This window comes from Mulberry dwarf phytoplasma (assembly GCF_056504655.1).
Genome location: NZ_CM151418.1, coordinates 765,193 through 782,702 on the forward strand (window position 1 = coordinate 765,193; position 17,510 = coordinate 782,702).

At 29.1% G+C, this 17,510-nt stretch carries 14 protein-coding genes; all 14 read right to left on the reverse strand.

Translation table 11 applies throughout. The features are described 5' to 3' along the window. Positions 1-65: 65 nt before the first annotated feature. The 14 genes from JAHGCCOI_RS03875 to asnS all read right to left on the reverse strand — a co-directional run bounded on the left by JAHGCCOI_RS03875 (position 66) and on the right by asnS (position 16,461). A complete protein-coding gene (locus JAHGCCOI_RS03875; protein WP_249291068.1) occupies positions 66-1,124 on the reverse strand; it encodes a M42 family metallopeptidase in 1,059 nt (352 codons plus the stop codon). Further along, positions 1,117-1,746: a hypothetical protein gene (locus JAHGCCOI_RS03880; protein WP_227807137.1), complete on the reverse strand. Its 630-nt coding sequence runs from the start codon at positions 1,744-1,746 to the stop codon at positions 1,117-1,119. The genes JAHGCCOI_RS03875 and JAHGCCOI_RS03880 overlap by 8 nt, the downstream gene beginning before the upstream one ends. A 138-nt stretch (positions 1,747-1,884) precedes the next feature. Continuing rightward, on the reverse strand, positions 1,885-2,814 hold the full coding sequence (gene rplT, locus JAHGCCOI_RS03885) for a 50S ribosomal protein L20 (RefSeq protein WP_479492051.1): 930 nt from the start codon (positions 2,812-2,814) through the stop codon (positions 1,885-1,887). Between the two features lie 14 nt (positions 2,815-2,828). Continuing rightward, positions 2,829-3,035 (reverse strand): 50S ribosomal protein L35, encoded by a 207-nt coding sequence (gene rpmI, locus JAHGCCOI_RS03890; protein ID WP_479492052.1) that lies wholly within the window; start codon positions 3,033-3,035, stop codon positions 2,829-2,831. Positions 3,036-3,167: 132 nt separating this feature from the next. Beyond that, positions 3,168-3,848 carry a translation initiation factor IF-3 gene (gene infC / locus JAHGCCOI_RS03895; protein WP_240682805.1) on the reverse strand — a complete coding sequence of 227 codons (681 nt, stop codon included), beginning with the start codon at positions 3,846-3,848 and terminating at the stop codon, positions 3,168-3,170. 252 nt (positions 3,849-4,100) lie between these two features. Further along, positions 4,101-6,026: a threonine--tRNA ligase gene (thrS, locus tag JAHGCCOI_RS03900; RefSeq protein WP_479492053.1), complete on the reverse strand. Its 1,926-nt coding sequence runs from the start codon at positions 6,024-6,026 to the stop codon at positions 4,101-4,103. A gap of 248 nt (positions 6,027-6,274) precedes the next feature. After that, positions 6,275-7,213 carry a DHH family phosphoesterase gene (locus JAHGCCOI_RS03905; RefSeq protein ID WP_212508986.1) on the reverse strand — a complete coding sequence of 313 codons (939 nt, stop codon included), beginning with the start codon at positions 7,211-7,213 and terminating at the stop codon, positions 6,275-6,277. A gap of 99 nt (positions 7,214-7,312) precedes the next feature. Continuing rightward, entirely contained in the window at positions 7,313-8,695 is a 1,383-nt protein-coding gene (gene mnmE / locus JAHGCCOI_RS03910; protein ID WP_479492054.1) for a tRNA uridine-5-carboxymethylaminomethyl(34) synthesis GTPase MnmE, read from the reverse strand. 219 nt (positions 8,696-8,914) lie between these two features. After that, complete coding sequence (locus JAHGCCOI_RS03915; protein ID WP_227807140.1) at positions 8,915-9,883, reverse strand: DHH family phosphoesterase; 969 nt, start codon at positions 9,881-9,883, stop codon at positions 8,915-8,917. A gap of 34 nt (positions 9,884-9,917) precedes the next feature. After that, positions 9,918-11,543, reverse strand: a complete 1,626-nt coding sequence (locus JAHGCCOI_RS03920) for an extracellular solute-binding protein (RefSeq protein ID WP_479492055.1) — start codon at positions 11,541-11,543, stop codon at positions 9,918-9,920. Continuing rightward, entirely contained in the window at positions 11,527-12,414 is an 888-nt protein-coding gene (locus JAHGCCOI_RS03925) for a carbohydrate ABC transporter permease (RefSeq protein ID WP_479492056.1), read from the reverse strand. The genes JAHGCCOI_RS03920 and JAHGCCOI_RS03925 overlap by 17 nt, the downstream gene beginning before the upstream one ends. 35 nt (positions 12,415-12,449) lie before the next feature. Continuing rightward, positions 12,450-13,391, reverse strand: coding sequence for a carbohydrate ABC transporter permease (locus JAHGCCOI_RS03930; RefSeq protein WP_479492057.1), 942 nt, complete (start codon positions 13,389-13,391; stop codon positions 12,450-12,452). After that, positions 13,392-14,498 (reverse strand): ABC transporter ATP-binding protein, encoded by a 1,107-nt coding sequence (locus JAHGCCOI_RS03935; RefSeq protein WP_227807144.1) that lies wholly within the window; start codon positions 14,496-14,498, stop codon positions 13,392-13,394. Positions 14,499-14,940: 442 nt separating this feature from the next. Next, positions 14,941-16,461 carry an asparagine--tRNA ligase gene (gene asnS, locus JAHGCCOI_RS03940; RefSeq protein ID WP_479492058.1) on the reverse strand — a complete coding sequence of 507 codons (1,521 nt, stop codon included), beginning with the start codon at positions 16,459-16,461 and terminating at the stop codon, positions 14,941-14,943. Between the last annotated feature and the right edge of the window lie 1,049 nt (positions 16,462-17,510).

The window sequence follows — 17,510 nt, forward strand, 5'->3', positions numbered from 1 at the left end:
ACTAAAATATTTTATTCAAATAATTTAGTTTGCCAATGAGAAATTATTTAATTTTGGAAGTGTTTTTATTGAAATAAAATTTCGTTAACTTTTTTTTCGTCTAATTGATTTACTAACAAAGTTAAAAGTTTAACAGTGTTTATAATGTCTTGTTTGTGAACTACAGAAGTGTGGGAATGAATGTAGCGTACAGGAACGCCAAAAGATAAGGAAGCGGCTCCTTCGCGCACTAAATGCATAGTTGCAGCATCAGTTCTACCACCACTGCCACTTATTTCTTGCACAGGGATATTGTTTTGGGCAGCGATTTTAAGGACAAAATTACGCAATCCTTTGTGAGCGACTAAGCCCCCATCATAAACTAAAATTTGAGGACCTTTTCCTAGAGTGTGCCCTTCTTTTTCGCCCCCTGGAACATCATTTCCAATACCAGTATCAACAGCAATAGCAATTTGAGGGTGTACTTTGTGAGCACTGGTTTGAGCTCCGCGTAGTCCTACTTCTTCTTGGGTAGTAAAAACACCAAAAAATTGATTGGTAGTAGGATTGACATTTTGTAAAACTTGCATCACAATTGCAACTCCCACGCGATTATCTAAGGCTTTTGCAAGGAAATAATCAGAATTACCAAGCGTGCTGAATTCTATATAAGGAGTTACCATATCACCAACGCGAACGCCTAATTTTAAGGCTTCTTCTTTGTTGGCAACTCCAATATCTAAATACATAGAAGAAGTGTTGATAACTTGATTGCGCTCTTGAAAAGACATTACATGCGGAGGTTTGCAACCAGTAACTGCTTTAAGAACGCCTTTATCGGTGTGAATTTGCCAAACTTGAGCAAGCATCACTTGAGAAAACCAACCACCAAGAGTTTGGAATTTGATAAAACCTTCTGGAGTAATTTGCTTAACTATTAAGCCTATTTCATCCAAATGTCCTGCAAACATAATGCGAGGTCCTGTTTTTCCTTTACAAGCAATCACAGAGCCTAAATTATCATATTCGATGGAGTCTACTTGGTTTTTGATTTTGTCAACTACATAATTAGCAACTGCTTTTTCTTGACCTGGAATACCATTTAACATTGTTAAATCTTTTAATAAAGAAACTAAATCACTCATTTTCATTCTCCTTTTTGGGTGCGTGTAAACTAGCGGTTTGGAATTGTTTAATTCCTGTAAATGTAAGATAAATACTGTGCATTAAAGATAAAACAGCAAATGATTTTAAAATGATATCTTTTAAGTTTTCAAATAAATTGCTACTTAATCCGAAACAACCAAATCCAAACATTAAAAGATATAAAATGAAAAATGAAAAGTTTTGTTTCTTGAAATAATTAATATTTAAATTGATGAAGCTGTGAAGAACAAACATCAATGATAAACAATAGTTAAAAGTTAAAAGTTTGCCAACTAAAGGGTTTTTGGTTTTGAAATCATCAATATTTAAAAAGCCTAATCCTGGTAACAAAAAAACAGTAACAATGAAAAAAACAAAGACAAAAGCTTCTAGGGCAAAGAAAAAACGAAGCTTGGATAAAGTTTTTTTGTATTTTTTAAAAACTACTAAATAAGTAAATAGCGATAAAAGGACACCTAAGAAAAATAATCCTAGTTGGAATTTCAGACTTCCAAGTTGGAAAGTTTGGTCAAAAAAACAACATCCAGCTACCAAAAGGAAAAAAGTTGCCAATAATAAAGAGTAAAATCCTTGTAAACGTTTTTGTTTCATTTGATTCATTATATTATATAACTCCTATTTTATTTTTTCTAATTATTGTAAAATGAAAAATTAAAAAATAATTATTCATGAAAAAACATACAAATCAAGTTTAAAATTAAAAAATGAAAAATCATGAAAATACGTATTTTGAAATTTTTAAATTATTTTTTTAGCAAGAGCTTTTTTTAAAGCTGTAACAATTTCGGCTTTTTTAAGTTTATGAAAATTAGGAACTTTGTGTTCTTTAGCTAATTTTTTTAACTCAGGAAGCAACATTTTAGATAAATCTAAAAAAGGTTTTTTTGCTTTAACTTGGGTAGTTTGTGGTTTTGTTTCCAAAGCATCATCGGATTTTTCCTCAGAAAGTTCAGTAGATAAAACTTTTTCAGGTTGTAGAGAAGTTTTTTCTTCGGGTTGTGGTTGTGTTTCTTGTTGCAAAACTTCAACAGCTTTTACAGGTTCAACTGTTTTTTCTTGTTTTAATTCTTGTGTTTGTTCTTGCTCTTTTGTTTGAGTGGGTTCTTTTTGTTCTAATTTAGGAGTATTTTCTTTTAATTCTTTTTTTTCTAATTTTGGCGAATTTGCTTCTTCTAATTTTTCTTGAGTGGTTTGTGTTTTTGGGGTTTTTTCAAGTTGAGATGGTTTTTCTTCTTTTTGTGCAAGTTGGTTTAATTGTTCTTCTTGTAATTTAGTTACTTGCGCTTCTTTTTGTTTTAATGTTTGTTGAAATTGCACTAAGGCTTCTTTTGCTAATTGAACATATTGTGCGAAAGTTTCTGGTTGTAAGTGTGCTAAATCTGCTAATACTTTACGATTAACATCTACTTTTGACAAAGCAAGTCCGTGCATTAAACGAGAATACTGCATGCCGCATAACATAGCACCAGCGTTAATACGGGAGATCCATAATTTACGAAAATCTCTTTTTCTTTGTTTGCGGTCTCTATAAGCGTATTGCAAAGAGCGCATTACTTGCTCGTGAGCTGTTTTGTAAAGAGTGCTTTTGGAACCAAAATATCCTTTTGCCATTTTTAAAACTTTTTTGCGACGACGGTGTCTTGCAGGAGTAAAACTAATTTTTGCCATATTCTTTTTCCTTTCTATAATCCTCTAATAAGAGTTTTGATTCTGTTGTAATCACAAAGTTTAACACAAGTAACTCCTCTTAGTTGGCGGTTTTGTTTAGTAGTTTTGGAAGCTGCAAGGTGATTTTTGTAGGCGTGGCCTCTTAATAATTTTTTCTTTTTAGTAATTTTAATTCGTTTTTTAAACCCGCTGTGGGATTTTTTCTTAATCACTTTAATCATCCTTTCTTATTTTATTTATTTTTAATTTTTAATTGGGTGCAAAAAAATATTTTTGGCTTGCAAATTGGTTGAGTCGCGTTTTGCTTTGGGTAATTTTTCAGCCATTCAAATACCATTCATAACCTTTAAGGGTTATTTTAAAGGGGACAGAACTGCTGTTAGTTGATTGCCTTGTAATTTTAAAGGAGTCTCAATTTGAGATAGGTTTTTCAAATCTTGCATAACTTGTTTAAAAACTGTTTCTCCTAATTGAAAATTATTAATCATACGACCACGAAAACGCATACTAACTTTTACTTTATCGCCTTGTTTTAAAAATTTTTGAGCTTGTTTAATTTTAGTATTTAGATCATTTTTATCAATGGTAGGATTGAGGCGAATTTCTTTTAAAACAATAATTTGGGTTTTCTTTTTGGCTTCACGAAGTTTTTTTTGTTGGTTATAACGATGTTTTTGATAATTCATTAGTCGCGCTACCATCGGTGAGGCATCTGCGTTTACCACTACAATATCAATTTCTTTTTGTTCTGATAATTTTAAAGCTTCTTTTTGGTCAAAAACACCTAATTGTTCGCCTTTTTCATCAATAATGAGGTATTTTCCTTGTGGGATATTTTCATTATATAAATCGGAATTGGAACTTTTTTTAAATTTGTTGATTTTAATATTTAAAACCTCCTTTAGGTTTGGGGTTATTTTGTAAAAATGAAATGAAATGACATAACATGAAAATGAAACAAGGCAAAAAGAGAAAATAAAATAAAAAAAGAGAAACGCCCAATGAACATTTCTCTTCTCTAAAATAACTAACACTAAATGTTTTTTGCATTTTTTTTACAAAAAAATTAAATGTTTATGTGCCATTTGCCTAAAAACTAATTGTTAATCAGGCGAGAGAAAACTCTTCTTTTCACGTTAATATCATAAGATTATTACAAAATCTTTGATAATTTTTATAATTGTATTTTGAATATTATAAAATAAAACAATAACAATACCGTCCTAATTATATAATAAAAAGTGCGGTTTGTCAATAGTTTTTGGGGGAATTTGGCAATTAAGAGGTTATTTTTTTTGCAAAACTTGGTCTTTTAATAAAGAAACAAACTCATCAACTTTAATTGTGGTTTGTTGGTGAGAGCCATATTTTCTAAAAGTAATTAAATTGTTAGTCATTTCGTTGTCGCCAATTACAACTTGATAAGGAATTTTTAATTTTTGTGCTTCTCTAATTTTATAACCCAAAGTAGTATCTTTGGAATTAATTTCTACTCTGAAATTTTGTAATTGTAACATTTCTTTAATTTTTTGGCTAAATTCCAAATGTAGAGGAGCAGACACAGGAATTAAAAGCACTTGTACAGGAGCAAACCATAAAGGAAAAACACCCTTTGTTTCTTCTACTAAATGCGCTAAAAATCTTTCCATAGTAGAAACAACTGCGCGGTGAATGACAACAGGACGATGGTGTTTGTTGTCTTCTCCAATAAAAGTAAGATCAAATTTTTGAGGGAGCAAAAAATCAAGTTGTACTGTTGATAATGTTTCTTCGTTGCCTAGGGCAGTAAACACTTGCACATCTAATTTAGGACCATAAAAGGCAGCTTCTCCGATGGCTTCTTTAAAGGGTAGGCTCAATTCTTGAATAGTTTCTTTGAGGATTTTTTCAGCGTGATGCCACATTTGATCGTCATTAAAATATTTTTCTGTGTCATTAGGGTCACGATAACTTAGGCGCAACCCATAATTTTTAATATTAAAATCACGATAAACTTCTAAAATTAAATTAATAATTTTTTTCATTTCTTCTTTGATTTGGTCAGGACAGGCAAAAATATGAGCGTCATTAAGAGTCATTTCTCTTACTCTTTGTAAACCAGAAACAGCTCCTGATTTTTCAAACCGATGCATCATTCCTAATTCAGCAATACGCAAAGGCAATTCCTTATAACTATGAGGAGTTTTTTTATAAATCATCATGTGATGGGGGCAATTCATTGGTCTTAAAACTAGTTTTTCACCATTTTCCAAAGTCATGATGGGAAACATATTAGAAGCATAATGGTCCAAATGTCCAGAAATACGGTAAAGTTCAGTATTTGCCATAATGGGCGTATAGACATGATGATAATCATAACTTAATTCTTTGTCAACAATATATCTTTCAACGATGCGCCTTACAGTAGCTCCTTTAGGAAGCCAAAAGGGAAGCCCCAAACCAACTTCTTTATTAAACATGAATAAATCTAGTTCTTTGTTAAGTTTTTTGTGGTCGCGCTCTTTTCTTTCTTCCAAAAGTTGCAAGTGGTCCGCAAGCGCTTGTTTTTTGAAAAAAGAAGTACCATAGATGCGAGTCAAAGTTTTGTTTTTGGTATCTCCTTGAAAATAAGCTCCTGATATTTTTAAAAGTTTAAAATGTTTAATAAGGCTTGTTTTGGTTACATGACCGCCGCGGCAAAGATCAAAAAATTCTCCTTGACGATAAATACTGATAGTCTGGTCGCGAAATTTTTCCAGCAAAACTTGTTTATAAGGGTTGCAAGCAAATAATTTTTGCACTTGTTCGAAAGAAACTTCTTCTCTTGTAATGGGGTGGTTTTCCAAAGAAATTTGATGCATTACTTTTTCAATGGCAAGAAAACCTTTTTCCGAAATGGTGTGATTTTGAAAATCAATATCATAATAAAATCCTTCTTTAATGGCAGGTCCTACTGTAAAAAGGGCACCTGGATAAAGTCTTGCAACGGCTTGCGCCATAAGGTGAGCGGTGCTGTGATTAAGAACTTCCAAAGATTTAGGATCAGATTCGGTTAAAATTTCTAAATTGCCGTTTTCTTTCAAAGGAAAATCAAGTTCGATTGGTTGGTCGTTGAAAAGGGCTGCAACTGGTTTTTTGAAATGTGTAGATAAGTGTTTTTTCCAAATTGCCAAAGGAGTTATACCTGAAATAAATTCTTGTATTTGGTTGTCAAAAAAGCTGATTTTAATCATAAAAACCCTTTCTTTTGTAGTTTTTAGTTTTTTGATCTTTTAAAAAATTGGGGAAAAACAAAGATAATGGAGGAGAAAAAATAATAAAGGGCAAAAAATTTTATCTAAATAATAATGTGTGATATAATGTGTGTTTTATACTAAAAAATTAAATAACATATATCATAACTATAACATAAATCACAAGAAAAAAGGAGTCTTTTTTTAGTAATTAGTTGATTGGTGTTTATTATTTGGAATCTAAATTTTTAAGTGGTTTTGAAAAAGGGTGCAATTTCTTTTTTTATTGTAGCAACAAAAGGCAAAATTTCTTTTTCGGATGGCAAAAACATACTGCAAGCTCTTAGGTGACCTTTACAACCATATTTTTGAACAATATGATATATTTGCGGTCCGTTAGAACAAATACGCACTTGAATTTTAGAATCAGGACATTCAAAAAAAAGAGCATAAAAGGGAAAATTTTTAATATTAGATAAAATATTAATCGACAAAAAAACCTCTTCTAAAGTAATGTTGAATTGTTCAATGATTTGTTGATTCACATAAACATAGGCAAATCCGTCACAAGCAATAATATTTTGACATATATATCCTTGATATTTTAAAAAATTAAGTGTTACTTTATTGATATTTTGTTCCACCAAAGCAACATCAATACCATAATTAAGTAATTCTGAGGCAATTCTTAAAGTTTGGGCACTTACTCTATGATACCTAAAATTACCAGTATCTGTAATTAAACCAACATAAATAGCCAAAGCACCTTTAAAAGTTAGGTTTAAATTGAGTTTTTCTTTTAACAAGTAAATCATCTCAGAGCACGAACCAAAAGAATCATCAACCCATTGATAATTACCATAATTTTCGATTAAAATATGATGATCAATTCGAATAACGACTTTTCCCAATTTAAATCTTTGGTCACTGATGGCTTGAGTAGTACCGCAGTCAACTACAATTACTAAAGCATTTTGGTAAGTTTCATCTGGTATTTCATCCATTTGACCCAAAAAAGTTAAATGGTTTTTGGTTTGCCCCACCACATAAACATTTTTATGAGGAAAGGTATTTTGAATCATATTTTTTAAACCTAGTTGAGAACCATAACAATCACCATCAGGATTTTTATGTCCGTGAATAATGATAGTGTCAAAGGTTTTAATTTGGGTTTCAATAAATTTCATATTTGTTCCTTTCTTTGTATTTGTTAAAATATTAGTTTAGTTAAAATGATGTTGGTTGGGGGTTGTTTTCTTGATATTTTCTTATTTTTTGGGTTTTTTTTATTTTCCTAAACAAAATTTAGAAAACAATTCTTTAATTAAACTATTTTCTTGATTATCACCTATAATTTGTCCTAACGCTTGATAAGCTTTAGTAAGATCAATAGAATAAATATCGATTGGCATTGATTGCAAAAGGGCTTGTTGCAAATCTTGGAAAGATCGAAGAGCAATTTGGATTTGATTAATGTGTCTTGCATTAGAAAAATAATTAAAATCTTTGGGTTGGATATCATTTAATTGGAATTTTTTTAAAATTGTTTGTTGTAACTCTAAAAACCCTGTTTTATCCAAACTCGAAACTGAAATAATTTCTTGTGGGGCTAATTGGGAAGAGTTGTTGGAAAGAAAAGAAATTAATTTATCACTTTTCAAATCCGCTTTGTTTCCTATAATAATGCGCGGATGGTTTTTGGTTAATTGCAAAAGTTGGATATCTTCTTCTTGCAAATGATTGCTTTGATCTAAAACTAATAAAATTAATTCTGCTTGTAAAAGCATTTTTTCTGTTCTTAAAATTCCTATTTTTTCAATGGGATCATCAGTTTTACGAATGCCTGCAGTATCAATTAAATGAAGGGTGATACCTTGACAATTAAAATAAGCTTCAACAAAATCTCTAGTAGTGCCTGAAATATCAGAAACAATAGCTTTGGTTTCGTTTAAAAAAGCATTAAGAAGGCTTGATTTACCAACATTGGGACGTCCAACAATTAAAGTTTTTATTCCTTCTTTAAGATATCTATTTTTATGGGAGTGGTTCAAAATATTTTCTAATTGCTTGATTAAACTTTTAACTTCCAAAGCAATTTTTTGTTGGGTGATTTGAGGAATGTCATCATATTCAGGATAATCAATATTAACTTCAATTTGAGCAATTAAATTAAGGATTTGGTCGCGCAAAGAAGTCACTAATTGAGAAGTGTATTTTTGTAAACCAGAATGAGCAATTTTAATGGCATTTTCATTAGTGGCATGAATTAGGTCCATAATGGATTCAGCTTGAATGAGGTCCATTTTTCCATTAAGATAGGCTCTTTGGCTAAATTCGCCTGGAAAAGCCAATCTAATATCTAATGACAAAACTCTTTCTAAAACCATTTGCGTAATTAAAATACCGCCATGAGCATTAATTTCTACAACATTTTCGCCAGTAAAAGAATTAGGAGTTTTAAAAACAGAAATCAAAACTTCATCCAAAATAGTTTGGTTTTTGTTGAGGATAAAACCGTGAGTAATGGTGTGTGTTTTGGTTTTGGTAAGGTCTTTGCCTTTAAAAATTTTATTTATTTCTGCAATAGAATTGTTGCCAGAAACCCTAATTACACTAACTCCTCCTGTTCCTAAAGGAGTTGAAATAGCAGCAATAGTATCAAAAAACATTTATTGGGGGATCCTTTCTTTATGATTTTTTTAATCTTTTCATTTATTGAATGTTGTTTTAAATTGATATTTATCATTTATAATATGAAAATAATTTACAACCGAAAGGAAAGGGAAAAAGAATTATCAAAATAAAAGTTTTATTTGGTTAATTTTATTATTTGTTATTGGAGATTTTTTTATATGTGTATTTATTGAATTTATTAATTTTATTGTTAATTAATTTTTAATTAGTTTTGGATTTTTGTCTTGGGATTTGGTTTCAAAAGCTTTAATTGAGTCTTTTATTTGAGCTATGAAAAAAGTCATTTCTTGATTGTTATTTAAAGTAGCACCACAAGCTCTAAGGTGACCTCCGCCTTTAAATTGTCTAGCAATGGAGTTAATTTCAGGACCACGAGAACGAATACGAGCTCTAATTGTTAAATCTGGTTGTTCTAAGAAAAAAGCCCAAACTGGATGATTTTCTAAATGACCCAAAATATTAACCAAACTTGCAGCAACGTCAATATGTAAGTTAAATTTTTTCAATGTTTCTTGAGAAATAAAAACGTAAGCAAATCCTTGGGAAGTAACTACATTTTGATAAATATAGGCTTTATATTGAAACAAGGTAAGAGTTTCTTTGTTAAGATGAAAAAAAATTTGTGATACATCAAGGTCAAAAACAAGTAAGGAAGCAGCAGCTTTAAGAGTGTTTTGGTCAACTCTATCAAAACAAAAATTACCAGTATCAGTTACCATACCTACATACATAGCCAAAGCACCTTTATGAGTTAATTTCATATTGCATTTTTCTTTAAATTCAAAAATCATTTGAGAACAAGAAGAATAATTAGCATCTACCCATTGATAATTGCAGTAATTATCCATTAATAAATGATGATCAATTCTAATTGTATCTTTAGCTAATTTAAATCTTTGGTCACTAATTTTGTTTTCTTGACCGCAATCAACAACAATAGCAAGAGCACTTTGGTACAAAGAATCACAAACTTCATCCATCACACCTACAAAAGATAAAGAATGATTTTGTTGTCCTACTGCATAGACTTTTTTTTGGGGAAAAGTTGCTGTAATTGCATCTTTTAAACCTAGTTGAGCGCCATAACAATCACCATCTGGATTTATGTGTCCATGAATAATAATTGTTTCAAAAGCTTTAATTTTATTGTAAATAATTTTCATAATGTTCCTTTAATTTGTTAATTTTAATAAGTTTTTAGGAGTTTGCTTTTTGTTGGGCTTCATTAAATAATGTATCGATGTTTTTGTCTAAGTCTTTATCTAAAAAACAATCTATTACTAATTTTTCTACAACTATACGCGACATCTGGGATTTTCTAAAAGTGGGAGAAAAGAAATAAATGGGGTTACCTGTTTGAGATGATTCTTTATCTTCTTTTCTTTCATGTTTCATAAAGTCAAAAATATCTTTATTTATTTTTGGATTTTTAGAATTTTTAGAAGGATTTTCAGAATTTGTTTGTTCTGGTTGGGCGCTTTTATCACCATAACAAGGACGAGTAGGAAATTGACTAAGTTTTTGGATTAATTTTTCGTTTGTTTCTTTAGAAGTTAAATGTTTTAAAAACAACCAAGAAGCAAGCACTTCATCTTTATCTTTTTTATAAAATAAATTAATATTAGAACCTTGTTGTAAAACTTTTCTTTTGCCTGACTCAGGACCTTGTTTTCCTTTTTTCCAATAAGGAACCGAAGTTATCCCTACTTTAAATGGAGCTTTGGAAACATATTCAAATCCATTAGAAGAAGAAATATCCATTAAAATTTTTTGATCCATAAATAAATGAGTAGTATAACTTTCACCAGATAATTTACGAGTAATTAAATATTTTTTATCATAAAATTTTTTAAAATCTTTAATCATTTTTTTAGCATCTGGATTATTAAAACGTACTCCTACTTCACGACTTGATGGATCTTTTTTAGTTGGTGAAGTTGTATATTCAATTCCTCTTTGTTCGGAAGATATAATAAATAAATTAGATTCAGAATCGTAAGAAATAGGGATTTTTTCAGAGTCAACTTGTTTAATTACTTCGCATAACTTTTCCATTTGTTCCCATGTAATACCATCTTTAAGTTTGCCTTCAAAATTAGGGTTATCATAATTGTCAAAACAAGATTGAAAATCGAGATCGATTTCGATTTTTTGTTTTTGAATTTTGCCTTTTAATTGTTTAAAATAATCTTGATTATAATACATCAATTCAATAGATTTAGAAAATGGCAAGGAATACCATTTCCCTGGTTCTTCTTCATCACCCAAAGGCAATTGAGCCTCATTTTCAAAACTAGAATAAAAATATGTTTTTTTTGTTTGGGGATCTGTTGTACAAGGGTCTAATTTGATTTTTTCATTGGTGTGATCTTTAAATCCATCAAGGGGAACTAATTTACCTGATTCATAATAATTTACTAAATGATCAGCATAAGAAACAATTAAATGAGGTTCGTTGTTGGCTGGAAGAGCTACATTAATGTTTTTTACAATCCCACTCCAACTAGGTTTATATTCTGTTTTTACTTTGATTTTGGGATATTTTTCTCTAAATTCTTCAATAATTTCTTCTAAAGCAGTTTTTGGTTTTCCTTTTTCTTTTTCAGGATCTAAACGATGCCAAAAAACAATTTCGATGGGTTTTTCTAGAAATTTTTCCCATGCTTCGCTATCTTTATATTTGGTAAGCGTTTCATTTAATTCTTGTTCATGGTTATTTCTTAAAGCATTAGAATCAATTTTAGGAAATAATACAATAAATGCTAAAATAACAAATAAGCAAGTAAAAAAATGAATGATTTTTAATTTATCCTTTGATACCACTGTTTAATTTTCCTTCTAAAACATATCTTTTACAAAAAATGAACAACAAAACTAAAGGTAATGTCATCAAAACAGTAGCTGCCATTTGTTGATTGACTAAATGTTGGTTTTTTTCAGAGTCAAAAATATTTCTAATCACATTAGTAAGCAATTTTCCGCCTACAAGTTCAGGCCACAAATAAGCATTCCAAGCAGCAACTGCTCTAAAAATAATGATATTAATGATGTTATCTCTTAAAAGCGGAGTTAAAATTTTGTATAAAAACTTCCAATCACTACTACCATCAACTTTGGCAGATAAATAGAGTTCTTTGGGAATTTTTTTGATATTTTGTATTAATAAAAAAATATGAAATACATTGATTAGAAAGGGAAGAATCATTGCTAAATAAATGCCACTAAAAACACGCGTACCTTGACCAGAATCAACAAAACCTAGGCGTGCAACTGTTTGATAGTTAGTTAAAAACATACTTTCAGTAGTTATCATAATGGTGATTAGAAAGACTCCTAATATAATTTTTTTAGTTCTAAATTCTAAAACACTAAGAGCAAAAGCAGTTATAACAGAGACAAAAATACCTAAAACAGTAGAGATAAAAACAACAGCAAGGGTTTTAAAAAAAGTCAAAAACAAGCTATAACGGGTAAATAGAAAAGAGAAGTTGTTCCACGTCAAATCTTTAGGAAAAAAACTAGGACAAGCAGGATTGTCTTGTAGAGCTAAATTTAGCATCCAATAAAAAGGGATAGCCAAAAAAAGAGCAAAAACAGACAAAAAAAAGTATTTGGTAAAAGTGGCACAAAATTTGGGTAAATGTTTTTTAAGTTTGGCAAAAATGAGTTTTGTTTTATTATTTGAATTTGACATAATTATCAAGGTTCGATCCTTATTTATTATTTATTTTATTCATTTAATTTCTTTTCAAAAAAGAAAAAATTAATGGCAGTAAAAAGAATAGAAATTAAAAGCAAAATAACAGTGGCTGCAGCGCCTCTGGAATAAGAATCCATTAAAGTTCCTTCTAATTGTTGATAAATATATCCTACCACAGTATTTACCTTAGTAATATCGGAATTACCAAAAACTCCAATAACAGATTCATATTCTTTAAAAACTTGAATTATTGCAATAATAAGTTGATAAAAAATAGTAGGAGCAAGTAGAGGAAGAGTAATTTTTCTAAAAATAGTTATTTTAGAAGCGCCGTCAATTCTGGCAGCATCGTAATAATCTTTACTAATGTTTTTTAATCCCACACTAAAAATTAAAATTTGGAAGGGAAGGGATTTCCACACTACATAAAAAATTAAAACAAACATTTTATACGAATAAGGAGCTGAAATGTTAATCCAATCTTGTTGGAACCCAAAAAAAGAATTAAAAAAACCTTCGGGGCGCGTTTGGATGCCAAAACTATTGTGATAAAAAAGGACTGCAAAAACCATTCCCATAATAACAGGATTTGTTAAATAAGGGAGGAAAAAAATGGTTTGAAAGATATTTTTTAAAAAACGATTATAAACACTGTTAAGTGCTAAGGCAATCATTAAAGACAAAAAAATAGAAATAGGAACAGCAACAAACACCAGTAAAAAAGTGTTAAAAAGAGCAGTTCTAAAATCAGGATCACAAAAAGTAGTAGTGTAATTGGAAAAATTAAACGAATAAGAAAATGTGTCTGCAAATTTATTATATCTACTATCCAAAGAAATAAAAAGTGTTTTTACCAAAGGATAAAAATTAAATAAAACCATAAGAATTAAGGCAGGCGCCAAATAATACCAATGATTATGTTTGGAATATTTAGTGGAATTGTGATGGAAAAGTTTTTTTAGCAATGACATTTAAAAAATCCTATTTTCGGTTTTTTTATCAAAAAGAAAACACTTATTTTCTTTAATTTGGAATCTAATTTTTTTCTTGGCAACAAATCCTTGGGGAAAAATAATATCTTTACTTTTTTCATCAAAGACAAGGTGGAAAGTGTTTTTAACAGCTTGCGGATGTCTTGCTAACATCATTAGGTTTCTTCCCATATTTTCTAAAAAGAGAGGTTCGATTTCAAAATTACCGTTTGTGTCAAACCAATAACCTTCGGGACGAATGGCTACATAGATTTCTTGATTTAGGTTTTTTAAATTTTTGTTAGAAGAAAAATCAAAAAGAAGTGAATCTCCAATAGTTACTTTTCCAAAAGTAATTTTTCCTTCAAAAATAGAGATAAGCGGATTGCCTAAAAATTTGGCAACAAACAAGTTGTTAGGATTGGCATAAACTTCTTGAGGAGCGCCTTTTTGTTGGATTTGTCCTTTATTCATTAAGCAAATTTCATCACTAATAGACATTGCTTCTTCTTGGTCGTGTGTAACAAAAATAGCAGTGATTCTAGTTTTTCGTTGGATTCTTCTAATTTCTTCTCTAGTTTTGAGGCGTAACCCTGCATCTAAGTTGGATAAGGGCTCATCTAAAAGCAAAACTTGAGGTTCTTTTACTAAGGCTCTTGCAATTGCTACGCGTTGTTGTTGTCCGCCTGAAAGTTGCTGAGGTTTTTTGTCTAAATGATCGGCAATTCCCACTAACTTGGCAATTTCTTCTATTTTTTGCACAATAATGTCGCGCGCAAATTTTAGATTTTCCAGTGGAAAGGAAATATTTTGTCTAACTGTCATATGAGGATATAGAGCGTAATTTTGGAAAACTAAACCAATACCTCTTTTTTCAATAGGCAGGTTAGTGACATCTTTGTCGCCAAAAAATATTTTTCCAGCCGAAATAGGATGAAGCCCTGCAATCATGTAAAGAATAGTCGATTTGCCACAACCCGAAGGACCTAAAAGACTTACCAATTTTCCTTTAGGAATGTTGATGTCAATTTTTTTTACAGCATAAGTTTCTTTTTTAGTTTGTTTATCGATGAAAATTTTAGAAACTTGTTCTAATTTTATACCCATTTTTTTGTATTCCTTATTTTTAGCTTTTTGGCTTTTAATTTTGAGTTTGTGATTTTGGTTTGGTTTGATTTGGTTTTGGTTTTATTATTTTGATTTTATTATTTTTAACTTTTTTTATTGTTTTTGGTTTTTATCTTTTAGATGAATTTAATCATTTTTTAATTATTGGTGATTTTTTTATTTTTGGACTTTTGGTTGCTTTTTTGAATTTTATAAAATTTTATAAATGTTTAAAAAATATTGACAATTAATAGTTAAAAAATATTAAATATGATTTTGCAATTTTTTTGTTTTTTAAAAATAAGTAAAAGCGAAATTCCCAACAAAAAATAAAAAAATGTTTTAGAAAAACATTTTAGAGTTAAAAAATATTTAAGAAAAGGTTAAAAAGTTTTAAAGTTCTTGTAAATTGATAAATAAAAAACGATACTATTAATTAAACTTAAAAAACTAAATTATGATAAGCTCTTGGAAAAGCAATTACATCACGAATATTATCTAATCCTGTTAAAAAAATTAGTAGTCTTTCAAATCCTAAGCCAAAACCTGAATGAATGCATCCCCCAAAACGGCGTAAATCTAAATACCATTCCAAATCTTTTTGAGGAATTTTCATTTGGTTCATTTTTTCAATTAAAACTGATAAGTTTTCTTCTCTTTGCGATCCGCCAATTAATTCTCCGACACGAGGAACTAAAAGATCCATCGCAGCTACTGTTTTTTGATCGGGATTATTTTTCATATAAAAAGCTTTAATTTCTTTGGGCCAATCAACAATAAAAACTGGTTTTTTAAAATGTGTTTCGGTTAAATATTTTTCGTGTTCGGTTGCCAAATCAGCGCCATAAAAAAGGGGTTTTTCAAATTTGGTGTTGCTTTTTTGCAAAATTTCTAAAGCTTGTTCGTATTTTACTGTCAAAAATTCTTTTTCCTCAGCGATGTTTTTTAATTCTTCAATTAAACCGTTTTTTTCTGTCTTATCCAAAAATTCTATATCTTGATAATTTTGTTCTAAACATTTAGCAATAACAAATTGTAACATTTCTTGGGCGACTTTTAAATTTTGAGATAAATTGCAAAAAGCCATTTCAGGTTCTAACATCCAAAATTCAGCAGCATGTCTTGGAGTATTTGATTTTTCAGCTCTAAAAGTAGGACCAAAAGTATAGACTTTATTCAAACCCAAAGCCATCGCTTCTGCTTCTAGTTGACCTGTTACTGTTAAAAAAACTTTTTTGCCAAAAAAATCTTTTTGATAATCAATTTCATTTTTGCTGGTAGTCTCATCGGCAAGTTTGAAAGCGTTTGGAATGTTTTTTGTTTGTGGCAAAGCTTCTAAATTAAGGGTTGTAAGTTGAAATAATTCACCCGCGCCTTCGCCATCATTAGCAGTGATAATGGGGGTGTTGATGTGAAAAAAACCTTTTTTTTGAAAAAAACTGTGCAGGGCAAAAAAAGCGGTATTTCTAATGCGAAAAACTGCTCCAAAAAGTTTGGTGCGCACTCTTAGATGAGATATTTGTCTCAAAAAAGCCTTAGAATGTTTTTTGGGTTGAAGCGGATAAGAAAAATCACTTGCGCCTAAAAGAGAAACATTTTGGGCACTAATTTCAAAAGGCGTTTGGGGATTGTTGGTTGCTTTTAGAATACCTTCCACTTGCAAAGAAGCCCCAATTTGTAACATTTCTTTTAATTTTTCTAAATTAATGTTATTTGGAGATTCGTTGTTGGTGTTGACTTTTTGGTTTTCATGAAATTCGGTAATTTCGGCGGCGATTTCGATGTTTTTGGTTTTGGTTTCTTTACAAATAATTTGTAAATTTTCCAGAAAAGTACCATCATTTAAATCGATAAAAATTAATTTTTTTTGATAACGACAATTTCTAACCCAACCATTTAATACTATTTTTTTTTGATAAAATAGCTCTGGTTTTTGGAAAATATCTTTGATAGAAATTTTCATTGTAATTTACTAATCCTTTGTTTTTATGTAATGTTGTAATATTTTGTTGTAAATAAAAAAGTGAAATGAAACGAATATGAATTAAAAAAATGTAAATGGAAATAGAAAAAAAGGGGGGATTAAAATAAGAAGAAAAAGAAATTTAAAGAAAAAGAATCGGAGGAAAAAATAATAGCGAAGCAAAAAAGAAAAAAAGAGAGGCAAAAAGTATTAGAATTAGTAATATGAAAAATAATTTTTTTGTTTATTTTTTTAATTAAAATAGCGATATATAATAAAAACTTGAAAATTTTAAAAGTTTTAGGAAATTAATAGATCTTAATTAAAAAAGTAAAAAAAGATTATAAAAATTGTCCAAAAAATAATAAAAATGTTTTAAAAAAGACACTCAAAATAAAAATAACCCAAAAAGAATTGAAAGAATTAAAAACAATTACAAATTTATTTTATCATTTTTAAGTTATATTTTGATATTTTTTTGAAAAAAACGCAATAAATTAGAATAAAAAAACAATAACAAAGTAAAAATAAAATAAAAATAAAAGTTAGGAAAAAATAGGTTTAAATGTTCCTAAGTTTTAAAAAATATTCCTAAGTTTTAAAAAAAATTAATTTTTAGTTGTAAAAAACTAACTTAGAAAAAGATTAAAATAAAAGTTAATTTTTCCTAAAATTGTTCCTTCTTTTTTAAAAAGAAAGGTTTTTCAAAGTTAGGAAAAAGTTATTTTTTTTGTTCCTAAAAACTGTGGCTTTTTATGTTATTATTTTATTGAATAATTTTATTTTTTCTAGAAAAAACGTGAAAGCAAAAAAGTTTTAAAAATAGTTGTTAAAAATAAATTGTTTCCAAACTGTTAAAAATAGTTCCTAAAATGTTAATAAATTTTTCCTTAATTTGAGGAAAAAATAAAGTTAAAAGCTATTTTTTTTAGAATTAGGAACAAAAAAATGTGCTTCATAATAATAATAATTTAATAAAAAAATAATATAAAAAATAAAAAACAATAATTAAAATAAAATATTAAAAGTAATATTAAAGGTAATTTAAA